This window comes from Shewanella sp. A32, assembly GCF_029167175.1.
In the GTDB taxonomy this organism is placed as follows: domain Bacteria; phylum Pseudomonadota; class Gammaproteobacteria; order Enterobacterales; family Shewanellaceae; genus Shewanella; species Shewanella yunxiaonensis.
Map to the genome: position 1 here is coordinate 194,064 of NZ_JARFTS010000002.1, position 17,255 is coordinate 211,318.

General features: G+C 48.3%; 17 protein-coding genes. 7 read left to right on the forward strand and 10 right to left on the reverse strand.

Annotated elements, in window-relative coordinates:
- Positions 1-12: 12 nt before the first annotated feature.
- From pepN to PY479_RS02860, 6 genes are all read right to left on the reverse strand, one after another.
- Complete coding sequence (gene pepN, locus PY479_RS02835) at positions 13-2,664, reverse strand: aminopeptidase N (protein ID WP_275482818.1); 2,652 nt, start codon at positions 2,662-2,664, stop codon at positions 13-15.
- A gap of 147 nt (positions 2,665-2,811) precedes the next feature.
- The gene (gene lpoB, locus PY479_RS02840) at positions 2,812-3,405 is read right to left on the reverse strand and encodes a penicillin-binding protein activator LpoB (RefSeq protein ID WP_212595569.1); all 594 of its coding nucleotides are present in this window, start codon (positions 3,403-3,405) and stop codon (positions 2,812-2,814) included.
- A gap of 22 nt (positions 3,406-3,427) precedes the next feature.
- The gene (locus PY479_RS02845; protein WP_275482866.1) at positions 3,428-4,756 is read right to left on the reverse strand and encodes a hypothetical protein; all 1,329 of its coding nucleotides are present in this window, start codon (positions 4,754-4,756) and stop codon (positions 3,428-3,430) included.
- Between the two features lie 26 nt (positions 4,757-4,782).
- Complete coding sequence (def, locus tag PY479_RS02850) at positions 4,783-5,268, reverse strand: peptide deformylase (RefSeq protein ID WP_275482819.1); 486 nt, start codon at positions 5,266-5,268, stop codon at positions 4,783-4,785.
- Positions 5,269-5,307: 39 nt separating this feature from the next.
- Positions 5,308-5,520 carry a SlyX family protein gene (locus PY479_RS02855; protein ID WP_212595571.1) on the reverse strand — a complete coding sequence of 71 codons (213 nt, stop codon included), beginning with the start codon at positions 5,518-5,520 and terminating at the stop codon, positions 5,308-5,310.
- Positions 5,521-5,523: 3 nt separating this feature from the next.
- Complete coding sequence (locus PY479_RS02860) at positions 5,524-6,498, reverse strand: hypothetical protein (RefSeq protein WP_275482820.1); 975 nt, start codon at positions 6,496-6,498, stop codon at positions 5,524-5,526.
- A 168-nt stretch (positions 6,499-6,666) separates the two neighbouring features.
- Here PY479_RS02860 and fkpA point away from each other — a divergent pair, with 168 nt between their 5' ends.
- Entirely contained in the window at positions 6,667-7,452 is a 786-nt protein-coding gene (fkpA, locus tag PY479_RS02865; protein WP_275482821.1) for an FKBP-type peptidyl-prolyl cis-trans isomerase, read from the forward strand.
- A gap of 42 nt (positions 7,453-7,494) precedes the next feature.
- On the opposite strand, the gene PY479_RS02870 is transcribed toward fkpA, so the two are convergent.
- Positions 7,495-8,463, reverse strand: a complete 969-nt coding sequence (locus PY479_RS02870; protein ID WP_212595574.1) for a zinc transporter ZntB — start codon at positions 8,461-8,463, stop codon at positions 7,495-7,497.
- Between the two features lie 140 nt (positions 8,464-8,603).
- Between PY479_RS02870 and PY479_RS02875 the strand changes: the two genes are divergently transcribed.
- Positions 8,604-8,978: a YacL family protein gene (locus PY479_RS02875; RefSeq protein WP_212595575.1), complete on the forward strand. Its 375-nt coding sequence runs from the start codon at positions 8,604-8,606 to the stop codon at positions 8,976-8,978.
- 37 nt (positions 8,979-9,015) lie between these two features.
- Here the strand turns inward: PY479_RS02875 and PY479_RS02880 are convergent, their stop codons facing one another.
- Positions 9,016-9,645 (reverse strand): response regulator, encoded by a 630-nt coding sequence (locus tag PY479_RS02880; protein WP_275482822.1) that lies wholly within the window; start codon positions 9,643-9,645, stop codon positions 9,016-9,018.
- Complete coding sequence (gene narQ / locus PY479_RS02885) at positions 9,638-11,344, reverse strand: nitrate/nitrite two-component system sensor histidine kinase NarQ (protein WP_212595577.1); 1,707 nt, start codon at positions 11,342-11,344, stop codon at positions 9,638-9,640. Before narQ ends, PY479_RS02880 begins: the two co-directional genes overlap by 8 nt.
- A gap of 306 nt (positions 11,345-11,650) precedes the next feature.
- Here narQ and nrfA point away from each other — a divergent pair, with 306 nt between their 5' ends.
- Both nrfA and PY479_RS02895 read left to right on the forward strand, forming a co-directional pair.
- Positions 11,651-13,054, forward strand: a complete 1,404-nt coding sequence (gene nrfA / locus PY479_RS02890; protein WP_212595578.1) for an ammonia-forming cytochrome c nitrite reductase — start codon at positions 11,651-11,653, stop codon at positions 13,052-13,054.
- 104 nt (positions 13,055-13,158) lie between these two features.
- Positions 13,159-14,193, forward strand: a complete 1,035-nt coding sequence (locus PY479_RS02895; protein ID WP_275482867.1) for an IS110 family transposase — start codon at positions 13,159-13,161, stop codon at positions 14,191-14,193.
- A 227-nt stretch (positions 14,194-14,420) separates the two neighbouring features.
- Here the strand turns inward: PY479_RS02895 and PY479_RS02900 are convergent, their stop codons facing one another.
- A complete protein-coding gene (locus PY479_RS02900; protein WP_275482823.1) occupies positions 14,421-14,963 on the reverse strand; it encodes an isochorismatase family protein in 543 nt (180 codons plus the stop codon).
- 255 nt (positions 14,964-15,218) lie between these two features.
- Here PY479_RS02900 and glnK point away from each other — a divergent pair, with 255 nt between their 5' ends.
- The 3 genes from glnK to PY479_RS02915 all read left to right on the forward strand — a co-directional run bounded on the left by glnK (position 15,219) and on the right by PY479_RS02915 (position 17,206).
- Complete coding sequence (gene glnK, locus PY479_RS02905) at positions 15,219-15,557, forward strand: P-II family nitrogen regulator (protein ID WP_212595580.1); 339 nt, start codon at positions 15,219-15,221, stop codon at positions 15,555-15,557.
- 11 nt (positions 15,558-15,568) lie between these two features.
- Positions 15,569-16,816 carry an ammonium transporter gene (locus tag PY479_RS02910; RefSeq protein WP_212595581.1) on the forward strand — a complete coding sequence of 416 codons (1,248 nt, stop codon included), beginning with the start codon at positions 15,569-15,571 and terminating at the stop codon, positions 16,814-16,816.
- Positions 16,817-16,891: 75 nt separating this feature from the next.
- Positions 16,892-17,206: a hypothetical protein gene (locus tag PY479_RS02915; RefSeq protein ID WP_275482824.1), complete on the forward strand. Its 315-nt coding sequence runs from the start codon at positions 16,892-16,894 to the stop codon at positions 17,204-17,206.
- Positions 17,207-17,255 lie beyond the last annotated feature (49 nt).

Genomic DNA, 17,255 nt, shown 5'->3' on the forward strand with positions numbered 1-17,255 from the left:
GGCCTTTAACGGCTAACGGGTGATTTTCTCTGCGATCACCACACAACGTTGTTCTTCCTGCAACAGCTCCATCAAGGTACGCATAGTAATCACTGACAGCTGCGGATTATTACTCACTACTTGCTGCAACCGATCGACCGAACCGTTGTTACACGCCATTGGGATCATTGTTGGTGCATAAGTTCGCATAAACACTGGTCCTTTGGTTTTATCCATTTGACTGAGCGTTTGCAAGCGCTCTTCGGCGGTTGCGGCGTTCAGCAATTGCTGCTCAGCCGGATACATGTTCGCCATGGCAATACGCAGTTTTGGATAGGCTTCGCCACTTTCGTTTTGAATGCGCGCCAGCCATTCACGTTTGATATCAGCTTCAGGGCGGATCACGGTAGCCGCAATCGCTGCTTTGATACCAGTATCGCTGTGATCTCGCTGTGCTTCCTGTTGCAATAACATTTTGCTGCCAGGATAGTCGTAACGGTTCAACTGCCGCACAATCCGCCAGCGAGTATCTTGATCCAGGGTAACGCCCTCTAATTTGCTGGTGCCTTGTAACAACTCTTGCAGATGCGCGAGTGATTCACTGTCACGAGCAAAATCGATATAGGCATTAAACCAGCGCCGTTGCAGATCGTTATTTCCCTCGGTTTCCATGGTCAATCGCAGGCTCATCTGAGCTAGTGCTCTGATGGCCTTGTCGCGGTAATCGACATGCAGTGGTGCCATCTGTTCCAGCCAGTTTTTACTGCTATACAGGGTGCTGAGGATCTGACCGATCAACGTGTAGTCTTTCTCTTTGGGCAGATTAACAAACACGGTATCAAGGTAGTCGTTCAAGGGGAGGGCGCCACTTTTAACGCTATCCCACAGACTTTGCCATAGCATGGAACGCAACAACGGATCACTGACGTTTGCCAGTTGGCTCTGGGCGGTGGCAAAGGAGCGCTCATCCAGCTTCACTTTGACAAATCCCCAGTCATCATAGTTGGGGTAAACCAGATCCGGACATCGCTCGCCTATCAGTGCTGGTATCTGGGTGTTAGCGCCTTGGTAAATCACCGGGACGGTTTTCATCAGTTCCAGTTCATGATGGCCCTTGCGTAGCAACGCCACCTGAACCTTTTGTTCTCTCAGTACGGTTTGCCCAGTTGCCGCAGGTGTTTGCACTAAGCTAAAGCTGCTAATGGTGCCATTGCTACACTGGTAACTGGCTTCGAGTGTGTTAACGCCAGCGGTATAAAGCCAATCTTGGGTCCATTGATGAAGATCGCGATGCGCTGCTTTGGCCAGACTGCCGATAAAATCATCCAGTGTGGCGTTGTGCCAGGCGTAAGTTTTCAGGTAGTCACTGACGCCTTTACGGAACACTTCTTCACCGAGTAACTGCCGTAGCTGCTTTAATACCGATGCCCCTTTGGAGTAGGTGATGGCGTCGATGTTATCAAATGCGTTGCCGGTTGTTGGCACCGGTACTTCAATCGGATGAGTCGTCACCCGGCTGTCTTTCTCGTAGGCACTTTGTTTGCCTTTGGCATAAAAACTGCGCCAAGCATAATCAAATTCAGTGGCGTTAGCGGTGGCAAGCGTGCCCATAAAAGATGCAAAGCTTTCATTCAGCCATAGACCGTTCCACCATTTCATGGTGACCAGATCGCCGAACCACTGATGTGCCATTTCATGGAGGATCACACCGGCGAGCGACTGCTTCTGTTCTGCGGTCATTTTGGCTTTATGCAGGAAATGACCTTCGGCGAAGGTTATCGCGCCCGCATTTTCCATCGCGCCATAGAGAAAATCTGGCACCAACACTTGGTCATATTTCTTAAATGGGTAGGGCACGCCAAAGTAATTCTCAAAAAACTTCAGACCAGCGGCGGTGTAACGGAACCATTCTTCAGGGGCAACCTGCGCTGCAACCGACTGGCGAGCAAACAATCGCATTGGATATGGGCCGCTCTTATCATCCTGCCACATATGGTAAGGACCAGCATGTAGCGAGAAATTGTAGGCACTTAATTTAGGGCTGACCGGAAAATGCCAGACGCGGAAATCACCATCATTGTTGATGCTGTCTTCACGGGTGGCGCTGATCACCTGCCAGTCTGCCGGAGCACGTACGGTCAGTTTGTAAGTGGCCTTGATATCCGGCTGATCAAATACGGCAAACATCTGCTGCGCCGCAGCGGGTTCAAAATGGGAATACAGATAGACTCTGCCATCGACGGGATCGACAAAACGATGTAAGCCTTCACCGTTGGTAGAATGCTTGCGCGTGAAGCTGACTTTGATCTGGTTATCACCGGTCTGTAACAGCTTGGGATTAAGACTCAGATAGATACCGTTGTAATTGGGATACAACACATGACCGTTGATTTCTAAGCGCTGAATATTGGCTCGGTTCAGATCGATGGTCAGTGGGCTATTAGTATCACTCAGGGTGAAATATACCGTCTCCTGATTGGCAAAGCTGTCGCTGCCATCCAGTTGGAAATTCAGGTCATAGCTGACATTGGAAACTCTGGCTGAACGCGCCATCGCTTGTGCCTGCGTCAGGTAGGGGGCGTTATCCCGTGAGGTAACTTCGGTATTGCTGGTGCTACAGGCTCCGAGGGCCGCAGTTGCCAGTGCTATAAGGCCAAATTGCTTAATCCGCGTAAGCGATTTCACTGTTATATCCTTGCTGTTTTGTGGTTTTTTGTTGAGAAGGTGGGCCAAAGTCCCAGCGCTATAAATTACGTCAAATAATGTAAAACACCAAAACAGAAGTGTTACAAAAAAGCCGCCTATTAGGCGGCTTTGTTGATGAGCAGGTGATTACAGGCCCAAGAACGACTTGCTCCGGGTTTTGCGGATCTCTTTTTCATCGGACCATTCGATCAGACCAGTTTCCAGATCCATCAGGCGCATGGTCATTTTGTAATAAACATCTTTAGTGCTGCCATCCTGTTTCACTATGCTAGAAAGGTTGCCATAGAGCATATATTGCGCTCCGATCTGCCGCCCAAACTTGATAGCGGTAGAAGGATCTACCATCCCGGCATTGTTCTGATAATCCAGCTGTTTACGCACGGCATCCACTTTAGTCATATCAATGAAGCGGAATTTACCGGAGCGCAGCAGTTTGTTGCTAATGGAGTCCGTCACAGACTCGGTGTCGATATGTTCGGAGGTTTTGTTCTTAACGGAATCGACAAAAATGATGGGGCGGTTGTTAGCGGTTAACGCTACCACTGACGGAAACGTCATCATGCTGTCTACCATTTTATCGGTAATCGCTTGTAAATCAGTGGAACCGAAATTCTCGTTTACGGTTTCCACCTCGGTGGCATCACCGTATTCCACCTTGGATTGACAAGCGGTGAGCCCAATGGTCATCGCCATCAGCATAAGCAACTTAAAGTGTTTCATAGTCCGTTCCATTTCCATGTTGTCAAATCAATCTAGTATAAAAGCGCGTTATATTGCCAGTGTCTATTACCCAAACCAGGGTGGTTTTACCCTGTTGTACTTCAATTTCGGCATTACCATGCAACAAATTAATCTGATAATTTCCTGCATCGACATAACGTTGAGCGATTTGCGCCTGTGCCGGTAAGGTCAGCCAGCTGCGGCGATCCGCTTGTTCAGTGACTACGTTATACACCTGCATCAGCACACTTCCGAGAGTCTGTCCGTTACTACCTTCTGCGTTGCGTGCCATCTCGGATTTGGCATAAACCCGTGCGACTTGCCGGGTCAGTAACCAGGGCAATTGCTCTTTCAAATCAGTAATCGCCAGCGCACCGATATTCACGATCGGCTCAGTTACCAGTGGCTGGCTGAGTCCATCAATTGTATCGCCGCCGGGCGCAATATAGCTGCCCTTATAGGTGGGCAATGCTATGGTCTGCCAGTTGCCATTAATGGTAAACGGTACGCCAAAACTGTCTTTATAGGGCACAAACCCCTGTTCGACAATAAATATGACTTTGCCCTGATTGGCTTGCGGCAGTGGCGCTTCGCCCCAGCGTTGCCTAAATTCCTCATATTGTGGCATCTGTAATGCTTTGGCTAAGCGTACTAAATCCTGTTGTACATAGGTATTTTCTGGTGCGAGCTGTGCGGCTTTGCGGTAATCGATAAACGCATCGTTAGCCTCATCGAGCAATTCATGCAACAGCCCGGTGACGTAGTAGCTATAGGCACTAAGAAACGAGCTGGTAAGGTTGCCTGAGGCTTGTGACAGTCTGTCCATTTCGGCACTGACGGTACCATTGTCCATCTGCTGCACTGTTTTACTGGACGCTTCATAACGCTGTTGTTCCAGCTGTTGTAATTCATTACTGCGTCGGACTTCGACCAATGCGCCCGTAGCATCACCGCTGAACAGATAATTGAGCGCCTGATACTGGTGCAGCAGGATCCGCTCATAACCTGCACCACGATAGGGAATGACGTTGTCATTGACCAGAAAACTGCTGCCCTTAGCACTGACATCTGACAGACTGACAACCGCCTGATCGTCAAATTTTTCGTAGGCACTGACAGCTGATTGAAAGTACTGCTTACTGGCGGTGAAGTCCCCGATGATCTGCGCTGCTCTGCCAGCTTCTTCAGCGTAGAGCAGCCCGTCACGACTTTGTATCCCTCCGGCGAGCTTATCAACTGCGGATTTGGGGTCAGCACTGTTTAGTGCAGTCTTGGCACTGGCGAGCTGAGCGGGATACGCAATTAATACACTATTGTAAGCGCAGCCCTGTAACAGCAGTAACAGGCACATCGAACAGTAGCGAATACCGCGCAATATCAAGATTGCGCCTCCTGTTGCAGTGCTAAGCGTTCTCGGAGCGTAATGCCCTTAAGGTGGTCATATTCATGTTGGAAAATTCGTGCAACAAACCCTGTCAGTTGCTCCTGACACCACTCGCCAGTCAGGTCCTGATAGCGAACTTCAATTGCTTGATGTCGTAGAATGTTGCAACGTTCACCGGGCAACGACAAACAGCCTTCATCACCACTTTGCATCTCGTCTGACCAATGTAATATTTGGGGATTGGCTACCACTTGCGGCGGCATCACCGGCGCATCGGGATAGCGGGGATTGGGATTGGACGCCATGATAAACAGTTGCAAGCTGCGGTTCACCTGCGGTGCGGCAATGCCAACGCCATTGGCGGCTTTCATCGTTTGCAGCATTTCATCAGCAAGGGCTTTCAACGGTTCATCAAACACTGTTACCGGCGCAGCTGTTTGTGCTAATACCGGCTGTCCGTGAGTCATGATTGTCAGCATACGTTATCCCTCCGTTGCGTCTAATTCGGCCGCTCCACATCAATAATGCGGTGGTGGAGTTTCCTCACTCTGGGTCGCGATATTGCTTGGTTCAATGGCTTTCAATTTAGTTAAAATCAACTGTAACTGGAATTGTTGCTCGGCCACTAACTTGTTCAGGGAAATCACTTCCTGATTCAGTTCTTCCAAACTGAGTTCCTGAAACGCCAGCTTTGTTTCAAGTTCTTCAATTCTGTCCGCCATTTGTTGCATTTTCTACCTCTGTTCCGGGATCTGCCAGCGCTCTAACAGACTGGTACTGCTAAGACTCTGAACGCTGTTTCCTGTCCATTGTGACACAGAGTAAACGACTGCGCTCTGTGGAAACGGTCGTTCAGGTAATGAAACCTGCCAAGCGGCGATTTTTTTGCCGGATTTTACTTGCCACAACTGCAGTTCCCGAGCGGGGGTGCCTGTCAGTAACCGGGTGTTTTGTTGGATAAAGCGAGCGCTGGAAAAGTTCATCTGCCGAGTATGAATTTTCAAATTGCTGATTTTTTTGCCGTTGTGACTATCGCGGATCCAGCCATTCCCCGTGCTGTCAGACATAAACAATAAGCTGGCATCAGCGCTCATAGTGACTTTGAGGATACGCGACGCCATCTGCCATGTTTGCAGGATCTGCGCGTTCCCGGTATGCCACAGTAATACCGCAGCATTGTTATCGCCACTGAGCGCTAAACTGCCGTCAGCCGAAATGGCCACGCTATTCACTTTTTCAGTATGGCCAAGAAATTTAATTAGTCGCTGTTGCTGCAGGTTAAGTGCCATGACGCTGCCATCTGCCAGCCCCACCAGAAACTGTCCGTTGTTGGCGACGGAGACACATTGCGCTGTTGCTGACAACGACCACCAACCTACCGCACTGCCATCGGTGGTATGCCACAGTGCCACGGAATCATTACTGAGGGTGATGGCGTATTGGTTATTAGGCGAGATAGCGGTCGCGATCACGTCATTGTTACGACTGCCTTGGATCCAGTGATAACGCGGTTGTGCTGCGGTCACATCCCAAAAATAGATGCCGTCTTTGTTACTGATGAGGGCGAACTTACCATCCTCAGACAAACTGGCACTGTAACTGGGTTCTGACAGTAGCGCGATACTGCTCTGTGGCCCTGGTGAACAACCGCCGAGTAGGAGCGTAAATAGGAGCACTGCATAAAATTGCATCAAACGGTACGAATCCATGAACTAGTCCCAATGTTAATGGTCTGTTTCCCGTATACACATGTAGTTGTAGTCTCTTTCAGTCGCCGCTATCTGTCTTTTGTAACTTCCCGGCAACTGGTATAAAGTGAGGCGCTCTAACTATTTTAGGTTAATTGTAACCAACTGAAGATCCTGAGGAAGCTTTTCATGAAACCATTTTATAAATTTTCATTGGTAGCGCTGGCTGTGCTTGGGCTAGCGGCTTGTAACCAGGAACAAAAGACCGCTGCAAGCGATACCAATGTACAGCTGAACACTGACACGCAGAAGGAAGCGTACAGTGTCGGAGCTTCCATCGGACGTTATATGGCCAGCCATATTAAAGAACAGGAAGAATTGGGGATCCCAGTTGATCGTGATCTGATTGTGACCGGCTTCAAGCAAGGTCTGGCGGGCAATATCCAACTCAAGGATGACGAGATGCAGAAGATCCTTGAAGGTTTGGATAAGAAAGTTAACGACCAACGTCAGTCTAAAGCGAAAGAAGTGTCAGAGAAGAATCTGAAAGATGGCCAGGCGTACTTGGATCAGAACAAGAGCAAGTCTGGCGTAAAAACTACCGCCTCTGGTCTGCAGTATGAAGTATTGCAGGAAGGGACTGGCGTTAAGCCAAAAGCGGAAGACACTGTAAAAGTGAAATACAAAGGTACGCTGATTGACGGTACCGAGTTTGACAGTACCGACAAGCACGGCGGTGAGCCGATTGAATTCCCGCTGAACCGTGTTATTCCTGGTTGGACTGAAGGTGTGCAGCTGATGTCCGTTGGCTCAAAATATCGGTTTGTGATCCCTGCTAATCTGGCTTACGGCGATCGCGATATGGGCACAATTCCAGCGAACTCTACACTGATTTTTGAAGTTGAACTGTTGGGGGTAACACCTGCGGATGCTGCTAAGCCAGCAGATGCGGCCAAGGCTGACAGCACTAAATAAGTGTCGACAGATAATGAAAATGGGACGCAGATTCGTCCCATTTTATAGCCAGCGAAAGCGGTAAAACAGCCATAATTGCATGCCGACCAACAAGATTAAAAATCCACAAAATGCGGCAAATGCCCAATGACTATCTGCGCCTGGGATCCCGGCAATATTGACGCCTAAAAGCCCGGTGAGAAATCCCAGTGGCAGAAAAATCGCACTGATGAGTGCCAGAAAATACAAGCGTTTGTTGAGTGCTTCCGTTTGCCGGTTTTGCAGCTCTTCTTGAGCTACGGTGGCCCGCTCTCGGATAGAATCCAGATCTTCTATACCTCGTACCAGCGTGTCACTGATCTCACCAAAACGGCGCTTCTGGCTGTCATCATACATGGTGGATGTATCACTCAGCAGCTTGATATAGGCTTCCCGTTGTGGCGCCAGATAACGTCTTAAAACAACGGTTTGCCGTCGCATTTCCGCAACATCTAGCCGTAAATCGCGGCCTTCGTCAGACACCAGCAGCTCTTCCATGTCCGCCAGTTTGTCTTCCAATTGGTCGATAAAATCGATCTGGCGCGAAGTCAGCTTGTCACACAAATTCAGTAAAAAATCGCCACTGCTTTGCGGACCGCGCCTGTCAGTGATGGCATCCTGTAGTTCTTTCACCGAGAGCAATTGCCGACTACACGTGCTGATGATGCGTTGATGATCGATATACAACCGGATAGATACCATATCCTCTGGATCGGCGCCTGGGTTAAGGTTGATACCTCGCAGCGCCAGCAACAGGCCATTCCCTGCGCGCACAATACGTGGCCGCGTGTCCTGCATCATCAAGGCTTCGGTTTCCAGTGCTGGCAATTTGCAGACATTCTTCAACCAACTGCGGGTTTTTTTGTGTTTATAGTCAAAATGCATCCACAGTAAACCATCTTCTGGCTGCCACTGACTCGCTTGTTCAAGCGTCATGTTTTGACCAATATTGGGGCCGTTAAGTAGTAAACCACTGATGAGTCCTTCCGGCATGGGAGCTCCTGATAACGTTCAATAATCAAAAAGTAACGCAGACTGGCCGGAAAAAGAAGTGTTGGTGCAAGGATTGAACAGCAATCCCGTTATTGCTGGGTTAAAATAAAATAGTAAGTTTCCCCTGCGTGAGAAAATCTATGGAATACGAATTTCGGCGCAATCCCATTACCGGTCTGCCTTTTGCCAGTTTCAGTATGGAACATGAAGTTTTCGGCCGCTGGTTTTCTGAGGAATTGGCTGACGACAAGGCATTGTGCCTCAAGCTAGAAAATGCAATCGACGCGTTGCTGAACGGTAGTATTCAGGAATGGCGTTGGGTCGGGCGCGATTTAACTCTGGAGATGGAGCGCGAACAGGTCAGGATTTTTGCCAATGTGCTGGGGTATGACGGCAGTACCGAATTGGAAGAAGAAGGACTGTCACTCTATGATGCTGAATCTATGGCGGATTGTGGTCTGGAAGATTTTCAGTCGGTGCTGCACAGTTGGTGCAGCTACCTGGCAGGCAATTAATTGTTGGCTAAAGTCTCCACTCCAGGTGATGGGCGCTTTAACGGTTCAGGTAGCGCACGGCCATTTCTGTCCGCGATTTGGCATTGGCCTTGCGTAACAAGTTCTTTACGTGGACTTTTACCGTACCTTCACTGATATGCAGCACTTCAGACAACATGCGATTACTCAGACCTTCTGCCAAATGCTGTAATAGCTGCAACTCGCGTGGGGTCAGTTCTGCGATCCAGTCCTCTTCATTGGTTTCACTGTGTTGTTCCAGCAAGTAATCGGCGACTTCGCTGCTCACAACCCGTTGTCCTGACATCGCATTTTTGAGTTGTTCCAGCAGCAGATCGGGCTCGGTGTCTTTTAACAGGTAACCATCGGCTCCGGCGTGGAGCAAGCGTATCACATCTTGTTTGGCATCAGAAACGGTGAGAATGACGATTCTGGAAGTCACACCTTCCTGACGTAAGGCGTTAAGGGTATCGAGCCCTGACATCCCCTTCATATTGAGATCCAGCAGCACGATATCGGGTTCGTTGTCTGATATCGCAGCGAGGGCATCGATACCACTCCCCGCTTCACCGAACAGCACAAAGTCACTATCGGATTCCAGCAATTGGCAGATACCACGACGCAACAATGGATGATCATCGACGACCAATACGGAATAGGGCTTAGCCATTATCAGACTCCTGCTGTGGTGGAAATACCAGAGTGACCGATGTACCACCGGATTCATTACTGGAAAAGCTCACATCGCCTGATAGGCGGCTGGCACGTTCATGCATAATGCCGATGCCGAAATGCTGATCCCTTTCCCTGAGATGATCGAGGCCGATACCATTGTCACTGATCTCAATTTTCAACATATTATCAGCATTTCGTTCGCAGGAAACTTTGATTTGACTGGCATTTGCGTGTTTGATGGCATTTAACGTGGCTTCACGTGTCAGTTGCAGAATATGAATATGCTGGTGCGCACCCATGAGATGCGACGGCAGTCTGAAGTCCAGTATGATCTCGGTTTCCGTCTGGGCTCTAAGCTGATCCAGCATTCCTTCCATGGCATTGCGCAGGTTAGGTTCATTAACCGTCAGTCGGAAAGTGGATAACAATTCCCGTAGTTGGACATAGGCGGTGCTGACGCCATCAGTCAGTTCATTTAGCTGTTTCTCGACCTGGTCGGTTTTGCAACTACCGTTTAGGCTTTTACGTAACAAGCTGAGCTGAATTTTCAGAAATGACAGCACTTGTCCAAGTGAATCGTGCAGCTCTCGGGCAATTACGGCCCGTTCCTCCAATAATGCCAGCTGCTGCCGTTCTTCACTGGCATTGTGAATCACGATGGAACGCGCCAGCATAATGGCGAAGTTATCGAATAACACCTTGTTAAGCTGATGTGGCGAAATAACTTCCAGGAATCCTAACTGCTTGTCTTCAAAGGTGACGGCAAATTTGGTGGCGGGGCGATCTTCCGGCCAATCATCATTGGCGGAGATAATCGCCATTTCCTCGCCATCCTGTTGAATAATCAAGCGTAGATGGCAAAGTTGTTCGTAGTTTTTCAGTTTGATGAGTGACTTTCGCATCAGCTCAACATTGAGCTTGCCAGAGTTCAACATGATCAGGTTGTCATAGAGAAAGGTCAGCTCATTGTTGGCTTTGGTGAGCGCCAGCGTCTTTTCTTGTACCTGCGATTCCAAATCACCATAAAGCGTGGCTAACTCTTTGACGGTGTAATGCAGCGCCTCTGATAACGCACTTAGTTCAATGTATTCAGTTTCTGGCAACGTGACATTAAAGTCGCCCTTGGCAATGGTGTTTGCTGATTCCATCATCTGCCGTAGCGGTGTCGCCACTTTACGCCGCATAACATGCATGGTGACAAACGCGATAATCAGCATCAGTCCGAGGCCGATAACCTGGCTGATCTCCAGTAATTTCAGCTTAAATGCGGCATGGTGCTCCATTTCCGATACCAGTTTATCAATGGTATCAACGAAGTCCTTTACTGATTCGGCGTAATCACGAGAGTCTTCCTGCTGTACAAATGTTTTCATCACCTGCCATTTGCGGATGACGAGTTGGTACTGATCTTTGAGGGCTTGCGGACTGGACCAGTCCATAGAGCGTTTCAATGCATCTGAATACAGGGTATCTTCAAATTCCTGAATTTTTTGTGCGGCTTGATCGCTGCCGGAATTCGCGTAGAACAATAAGCGGTAGCTTTGCATGCGTAACGAACCTGAAGCGTTGATTGCACGTGCATCACCTAGGCTATAACTCAGATTCACAATCGCAAATGTTGCCAGTCCGCTGGACAACAGGATCAATAATAACAATAGCCAAAAGATGGTTGCGGTGAGGCTGCCGCGTTTCATCAATATCACTCCAAAATCTAACCACATAACTGTGGGCAGGCCACGCTGATGAGGCAATCAGCTTAACAGAGCAACCGTATAAAACCATTAAAAAAATGCTAAATAACGAATCGATACTTTAGAACAAAATAAAGTTACTTAACAATCAGTTAAAATTGTGACATACATCGCTCTTACAATTTGATCTGGCGCAAATTTGGCCGTGGATATCTCCTAAGAGGTATATTTTTAAACGGTCATTGTCGCTAATTTCAATCTTGTACATATCGTGGCGCATGCCCATACAATAAATAATTCGGAGATGAGATGGTGAACATTATCAGCAAAAAATCGGTTGCTCTTAGTGTACTGGTTGCTGCATCTGCCCTGACTGCAGGCGCATTCGCCAGTGATAAAACTGAACCTCGCAGCGATGTCTATAAAGACAAATTTAGCAAGCAATACAACAGCTGGCATGACACTGCCAAGAGCACTGAAAACACCGATTTACTGGCTGCTGACCCCAATTTGGTGGTGTTGTGGGCTGGTTACGGTTTTTCCAAAGACTACAATGCGCCGCGTGGTCACATGTATGCGGTAACCGACGTTCGTAGTACGTTGCGTACCGGTGCGCCACGTTCAGCAGAAGACGGCCCGATGCCAATGGCGTGCTGGAGCTGTAAAAGCCCGGACGTGCCAAGAGTGATTGAAGATCAGGGTGAGTCAGCTTACTTTACCGGCAAGTGGTTCAAAGGTGGTGCTGAAATTACCAATACCATTGGTTGTTCTGATTGCCACGAAAAAGGTTCACCAAAGCTGCGTGTCAGCCGTCCGTTTGCACAACGTGCTTTTGAAACTATCGGTAAGCCATTTGATAAGGCTTCTCGTGCGGATAAGCAATCGATGGTGTGTGGACAGTGCCATGTGGAGTATTACTTTGAAAAAGTGGATGGCCGCAAAGGTTTTGTGAAGTTTCCATGGGATGACGGTATGACTGTCGAGAAGATGGAAGCCTACTATGACAAGCTCGACTTTGCTGACTGGACCAACAAGATCTCTAAAGCTCCGATGCTAAAAGCACAGCACCCTGGCTATGAAACTTGGTCTATGAGCGTGCATGGCCAAAACAATGTCAGCTGTGTTGACTGCCATATGCCGAAAGTCACTAATGCAGAAGGTAAGCGCTATACCGATCATAAAGTCGGCAATCCATTTGATCGTTTTGAAGAAACCTGTGCTCGCTGCCACAGTGCCAGCAAAGAGGTGATGCTGGGACAGTACGAAGCCGGCAAGAAAAAAGTGAAAGAACTGAAAGCAAAAGCGGAAGAGCAATTGGTGCATGCTCATTTTGAAGCGGGGGCTGCCTGGGCCGCAGGTGCTACTGCTGATGAAATGAAACCGATTCTGACAGATATCCGTCATGCACAATGGCGTTGGGATTATTCCATTGCATCTCATGGTGTATATGCCCATAACCCGACTGAAGCACTGCGTATTCTTGGCTCTGCCGTCGAGATTGCCGGTAATGCGCGGATCAAACTGGCGCAACTGTTAAGTGCAAAAGGGGTTAAACAGCCCGTTGCCATCCCAGACATTTCGACTAAAGCTAAAGCTCAGGCTGCGGTGGGTCTGGATATGAATAAACTGGTTTCTGAAAAAGCCGCATTTAAGAAAGAAGTGTTGCCAGTATGGGATGCTGAAGCGAAGAAACGCGAAGCTACCTATAAATAACCGACATGTAAGATTAAAAGTCCCTGCATAGCGGGGACTTAATGTGATGGTCCGCCTCCCTTCTCAGCGACTATGCTGAGATTAGGCTAGACAGGAGGTAGACCATCATGTTTATTCAAGTACTCGGTATCGATTTAGGCAAGTCAAACTTTCATCTTGTAGGCCATGACCGTGCAGGTAAAACGGTTGTACGTAAGAAGCTTTCCCGTAAACAACTCATTCTTTTTCTTCAGCAACTACCACCTACCACTATCGCCTTTGAAGCTTGTGGTGGTGCTCATTGGCTCGGGCGTCTTTGTCAGCAGTTTGAGCATCACGTCAAACTCATCCCACCGCAGTATGTAAAACCTTACGTCAAAGGTAACAAGAACGACTTTATTGATGCCGATGCGATAGCTGAAGCGGCCGGACGGCCATCGATGCGCTTTGTCGCGGTAAAAACAGAAGCGGCACAGATGATGTCAGCGATTCATCGCGTGCGACAAGGCTATATCAAAGAGCGCACAGCTTGTATGTCACGCATTGGGGCGTTGTTATTGGAATTTGGTGTCAGTCTGCCAAGAGGCCATAGCGTCATGAAGCGTTTATTCCTGTGGTTGGCAGAGCATGCTGAAAAACTGCCAGCGCAGTTCATCGCTGAACTTGCGGGGCTTCATTCGCATTATGATGACCTCTCAGAGCGGATTGCCGAGCAAGACATCAAGCTTAAGCAACAACTGGCTACGCACGGTGATGCACAGTTATTGAAGTCGATACCGGGCATTGGTGACATCACGGCTTCTCAATGTGTAGCCGAGTTAGGTAATGCTGCGCAATTCAAAAATGGGCGCGATTTAGCAGCTTGGCTGGGGTTAGTGCCTCATCAACACTCCACCGGAGGTAAGCCGCGATTACTCGGGATAAGCAAGCGTGGTAACAAGCATCTACGCACGTTACTCATTCACGGTGCGAGAGCGATTTTATCGAGACCCGAGAAGACGGGCGCGGTGTTTGGCGAATGGCTGATAAAGCTCAGGGCAACCAAGCCATTCAATGTGGCGTGTGTGGCGTTGGCAAACAAACTGGCGCGCATCGTATGGTCAGTGTTAAGAACAAAAGAGCAATTTAATGCAGCAAAGCTGCAACCTGAGTTTGCATGACATGAATAGAGTGAAGATGACGAAAACGGCAGTACCACCGGAGTAAAACCTGACATAAAAAACAGCAGTAAGATGCTTTGGGCTTTTTGAGGATATTCCGGCGCGGAACTCATCGTGGAGCGGTAGGCGAGAGCCTCCAACAGAGACTCCGAATACATTAGCGCAGACCCACCTCGTTATTGAATTTTATTCTTGCAACAACGAGGCGGACCATACATTTTTATGGGTTATTTGATTAACGACAGTAATTGTCTGAAGCTGTCGCCACTTGCTTGCTGCTGCAGTTCAAACAGCAACGATTCTGTTTGTGTTAACCAGGCACCATGTTGTTGCATCATTTGTAACCCCAACTGGCAATTGTCGCTATTGCGTGAGTCTACCGCATCTGCAATTACATGGACTTCCATGCCGGCATTTAACAGGTCGCAGCAGGTTTGATAAACGCAGATATGGGTTTCAATCCCGGCCAGTAACACTTTTTTACGACCACTGGTTAATAGTTGCTGACGAAATTCATTGCACTGCCAGCCACTGAAGTGTTCTTTGGCGATTGGTTGAGTGATTTGGCGCAATATAGTGGCCAGTTCTTCGCTGGTAGGTCCGAGTTTATCAGGCAATTGTTCCAGCCATAGCACGGGAATGCCAAACAATGGCATCGCTTTGGCGAGGATTTGTAATTGCTGATGAAGTCGCTCTGTCTGCGCCATGATCCTGGCAAGTTTACCTTGCACATCCACGATCACCAGAATGGTCTCTGTGCTTTCCAACATAATCGCCTCCGCGGTAAATAATCCCTGACAAATTAACCTGTTCCACTCATTGAACCAATAAGGCCAAAGTCGATATTTTGATGCATCAACTTTGTGCAACAAGTTTGGTGATGAACTATTTTGGTGCAACCAAAGGCGCAAAAAAGAGGCGATGTTTAGCTAAGTCATTATAAAACAAAAAATTAACATCTTGGCCTGATGATTGAATTGCTCAAGTCAACATCACACACAAAAAAGGCAATTTGGGAGGTCTCGATGAAATTAGTCAGCGCAATCATCAAGCCATTTAAGCTTGATGATGTCCGCGAGGCAATTGCGGGCATTGGCATAGAAGGTATGACTGTCACTGAAGTAAAAGGCTTTGGCCGTCAAAAAGGGCATACCGAACTCTACCGTGGAGCAGAGTATCAGGTGGATTTTTTGCCGAAAGTAAAATTGGAGATTGCCACCAAGGATGAGAACCTTGAGCACCTGCTTGAAGCCATTACTAATGCGGCTCATACAGGGAAGATTGGCGACGGCAAAATTTTTGTAACCGATCTGGAGCAGGTCATCCGTATCCGCACCGGCGAAACTGATAACGAAGCGCTTTAAAGGGGAAAACGATGGAAGAATTAACCAAATTGGGGGCTTCAGTGACAGAGCTACGCTTTGCACTGGATACGTTTTATCTGCTGATTTCCGGTGCCCTGGTAATGTGGATGGCTGCTGGATTTGCCATGCTGGAAGCTGGTCTGGTCAGAGCGAAAAATACCACAGAAATTCTGACTAAGAACATTGTGCTGTATGCAATTTCTTGTGTGACCTACCTGCTGGTGGGTTACTACATCATGTATGTTGATAATACTGAAGGTGGTTGGCTGCCTAGTTTTGGTGGACTTATCGGTACTCAGGCTGCTGATGCATCACATTCTCTAGAATCCGATTTCTTTTTCCAGGTTGTGTTCGTAGCAACTGCCATGTCAATCGTTTCTGGTGCCGTTGCCGAACGTATGAAGCTGTGGGCTTTCCTGGCTTTCAGCGTAGTGATGACTGCGTTCATCTATCCCGTTGAAGGTTTTTGGACTTGGGGCGGGGGTTTCCTTAAAGCCGCTGGTTTCTCTGACTTCGCGGGTTCTGGCATCGTACACTTGGCCGGTGCTTCTGCGGCGTTGGCTGGTGTGTTACTGCTCGGTGCCCGTAAAGGTAAATTTGGTGCAGATGGTTCTGTAACGCCTATTCCTGGTTGTAACCTGCCTTTAGCAACATTAGGTACCATCATTCTGTGGATGGGCTGGTTCGGATTTAACGGCGGTTCACAGCTGGCTATCTCTAGCATGGCTGACGCCGATGCCGTTGGTAAGGTGTTTGTGAACACTAACTCTGCTGCCGCATTTGGTGCTGTATCTGCGCTGATCGTCTGTAAAGTGGTATGGGGCAAAGCAGATCTGACCATGATCCTGAACGGTGCTTTGGCTGGTCTGGTAGCGATTACTGCTGATCCTCTGAGTCCGTCACTGGTCATGGCTGGTATCGTCGGTTTAGTTGCTGGCGCACTGGTCGTTTTCTCTATCGTCTTCTTTGACCGTATCAAGATTGATGACCCAGTAGGCGCAACTTCTGTCCATGGGGTGTGTGGTTTGTTCGGTGTGATGATGGTGCCGGTTTCAAACGCTGATGCGACCTTCGGCGCTCAGGCGCTGGGTGCTGCTTGTATCTTCGGTTGGGTATTTATCACATCACTGATCGTTTGGATCATTCTGAAAGCCACCATGGGCATCCGTGTCAGTGAAGAAGAAGAATATAACGGTGTTGATTCTGCTGACTGTGGTGTTGATGCCTATCCAGAATTCGTTACTGTTAAAAATGCCTAATTAGTCAATAACAGCATTTATACTGAAACAGGGTCCTATATGACCCTGTTTTTTTATGTGTAGAAGGAATAGACGATGCGCTATACCTTGTTATTGTTAATTTTTTGGCCCTGTTTGGTGCATGCAGGGCAAGTGATTGTCAAAAGCGATGTGTCGCCTGAAGAGATTTTTGGCATCAGAGATGAGTTAAAACAGCAACATGAATGGCAAGAGTTTTTGCGTAATCAACAGCAAATCCAACTTATTCAAACGTTACCGTTAGGATGTCGCTCATTTCATACGCCTTATGTGCACTACCGCTGCAACGGGTTTTCGTATCGCGCTTATCAATTTCGTGGGCGACAGGGTTATATCGGTGTGCCAACTCCCACGCCATCTGGGGCTAGATAATCTGCATTTCAGTAAAAGCTGACATAAGCTTATAGAGGTAATATTTGTC

Coding starts and splice junctions, on each gene's coding strand:
- PY479_RS02900 (WP_275482823.1), bottom strand. CDS start 14,963: ATGTTGGAAAGCACAGAGACCATTCTGGTGATCGTGGATGTGCAAGGT.
- PY479_RS02845 (WP_275482866.1), bottom strand. CDS start 4,756: ATGTGCCTGTTACTGCTGTTACAGGGCTGCGCTTACAATAGTGTATTA.
- PY479_RS02860 (WP_275482820.1), bottom strand. CDS start 6,498: ATGGATTCGTACCGTTTGATGCAATTTTATGCAGTGCTCCTATTTACG.
- PY479_RS02870 (WP_212595574.1), bottom strand. CDS start 8,463: ATGCCGGAAGGACTCATCAGTGGTTTACTACTTAACGGCCCCAATATT.
- PY479_RS02855 (WP_212595571.1), bottom strand. CDS start 5,520: ATGCAACAAATGGCGGACAGAATTGAAGAACTTGAAACAAAGCTGGCG.
- def (WP_275482819.1), bottom strand. CDS start 5,268: ATGCTGACAATCATGACTCACGGACAGCCGGTATTAGCACAAACAGCT.
- PY479_RS02915 (WP_275482824.1), top strand. CDS start 16,892: ATGCGCTATACCTTGTTATTGTTAATTTTTTGGCCCTGTTTGGTGCAT.
- PY479_RS02910 (WP_212595581.1), top strand. CDS start 15,569: ATGGAAGAATTAACCAAATTGGGGGCTTCAGTGACAGAGCTACGCTTT.
- narQ (WP_212595577.1), bottom strand. CDS start 11,344: ATGAAACGCGGCAGCCTCACCGCAACCATCTTTTGGCTATTGTTATTA.
- lpoB (WP_212595569.1), bottom strand. CDS start 3,405: ATGAAACACTTTAAGTTGCTTATGCTGATGGCGATGACCATTGGGCTC.
- fkpA (WP_275482821.1), top strand. CDS start 6,667: ATGAAACCATTTTATAAATTTTCATTGGTAGCGCTGGCTGTGCTTGGG.
- PY479_RS02875 (WP_212595575.1), top strand. CDS start 8,604: ATGGAATACGAATTTCGGCGCAATCCCATTACCGGTCTGCCTTTTGCC.
- PY479_RS02880 (WP_275482822.1), bottom strand. CDS start 9,645: ATGGCTAAGCCCTATTCCGTATTGGTCGTCGATGATCATCCATTGTTG.
- nrfA (WP_212595578.1), top strand. CDS start 11,651: ATGGTGAACATTATCAGCAAAAAATCGGTTGCTCTTAGTGTACTGGTT.
- glnK (WP_212595580.1), top strand. CDS start 15,219: ATGAAATTAGTCAGCGCAATCATCAAGCCATTTAAGCTTGATGATGTC.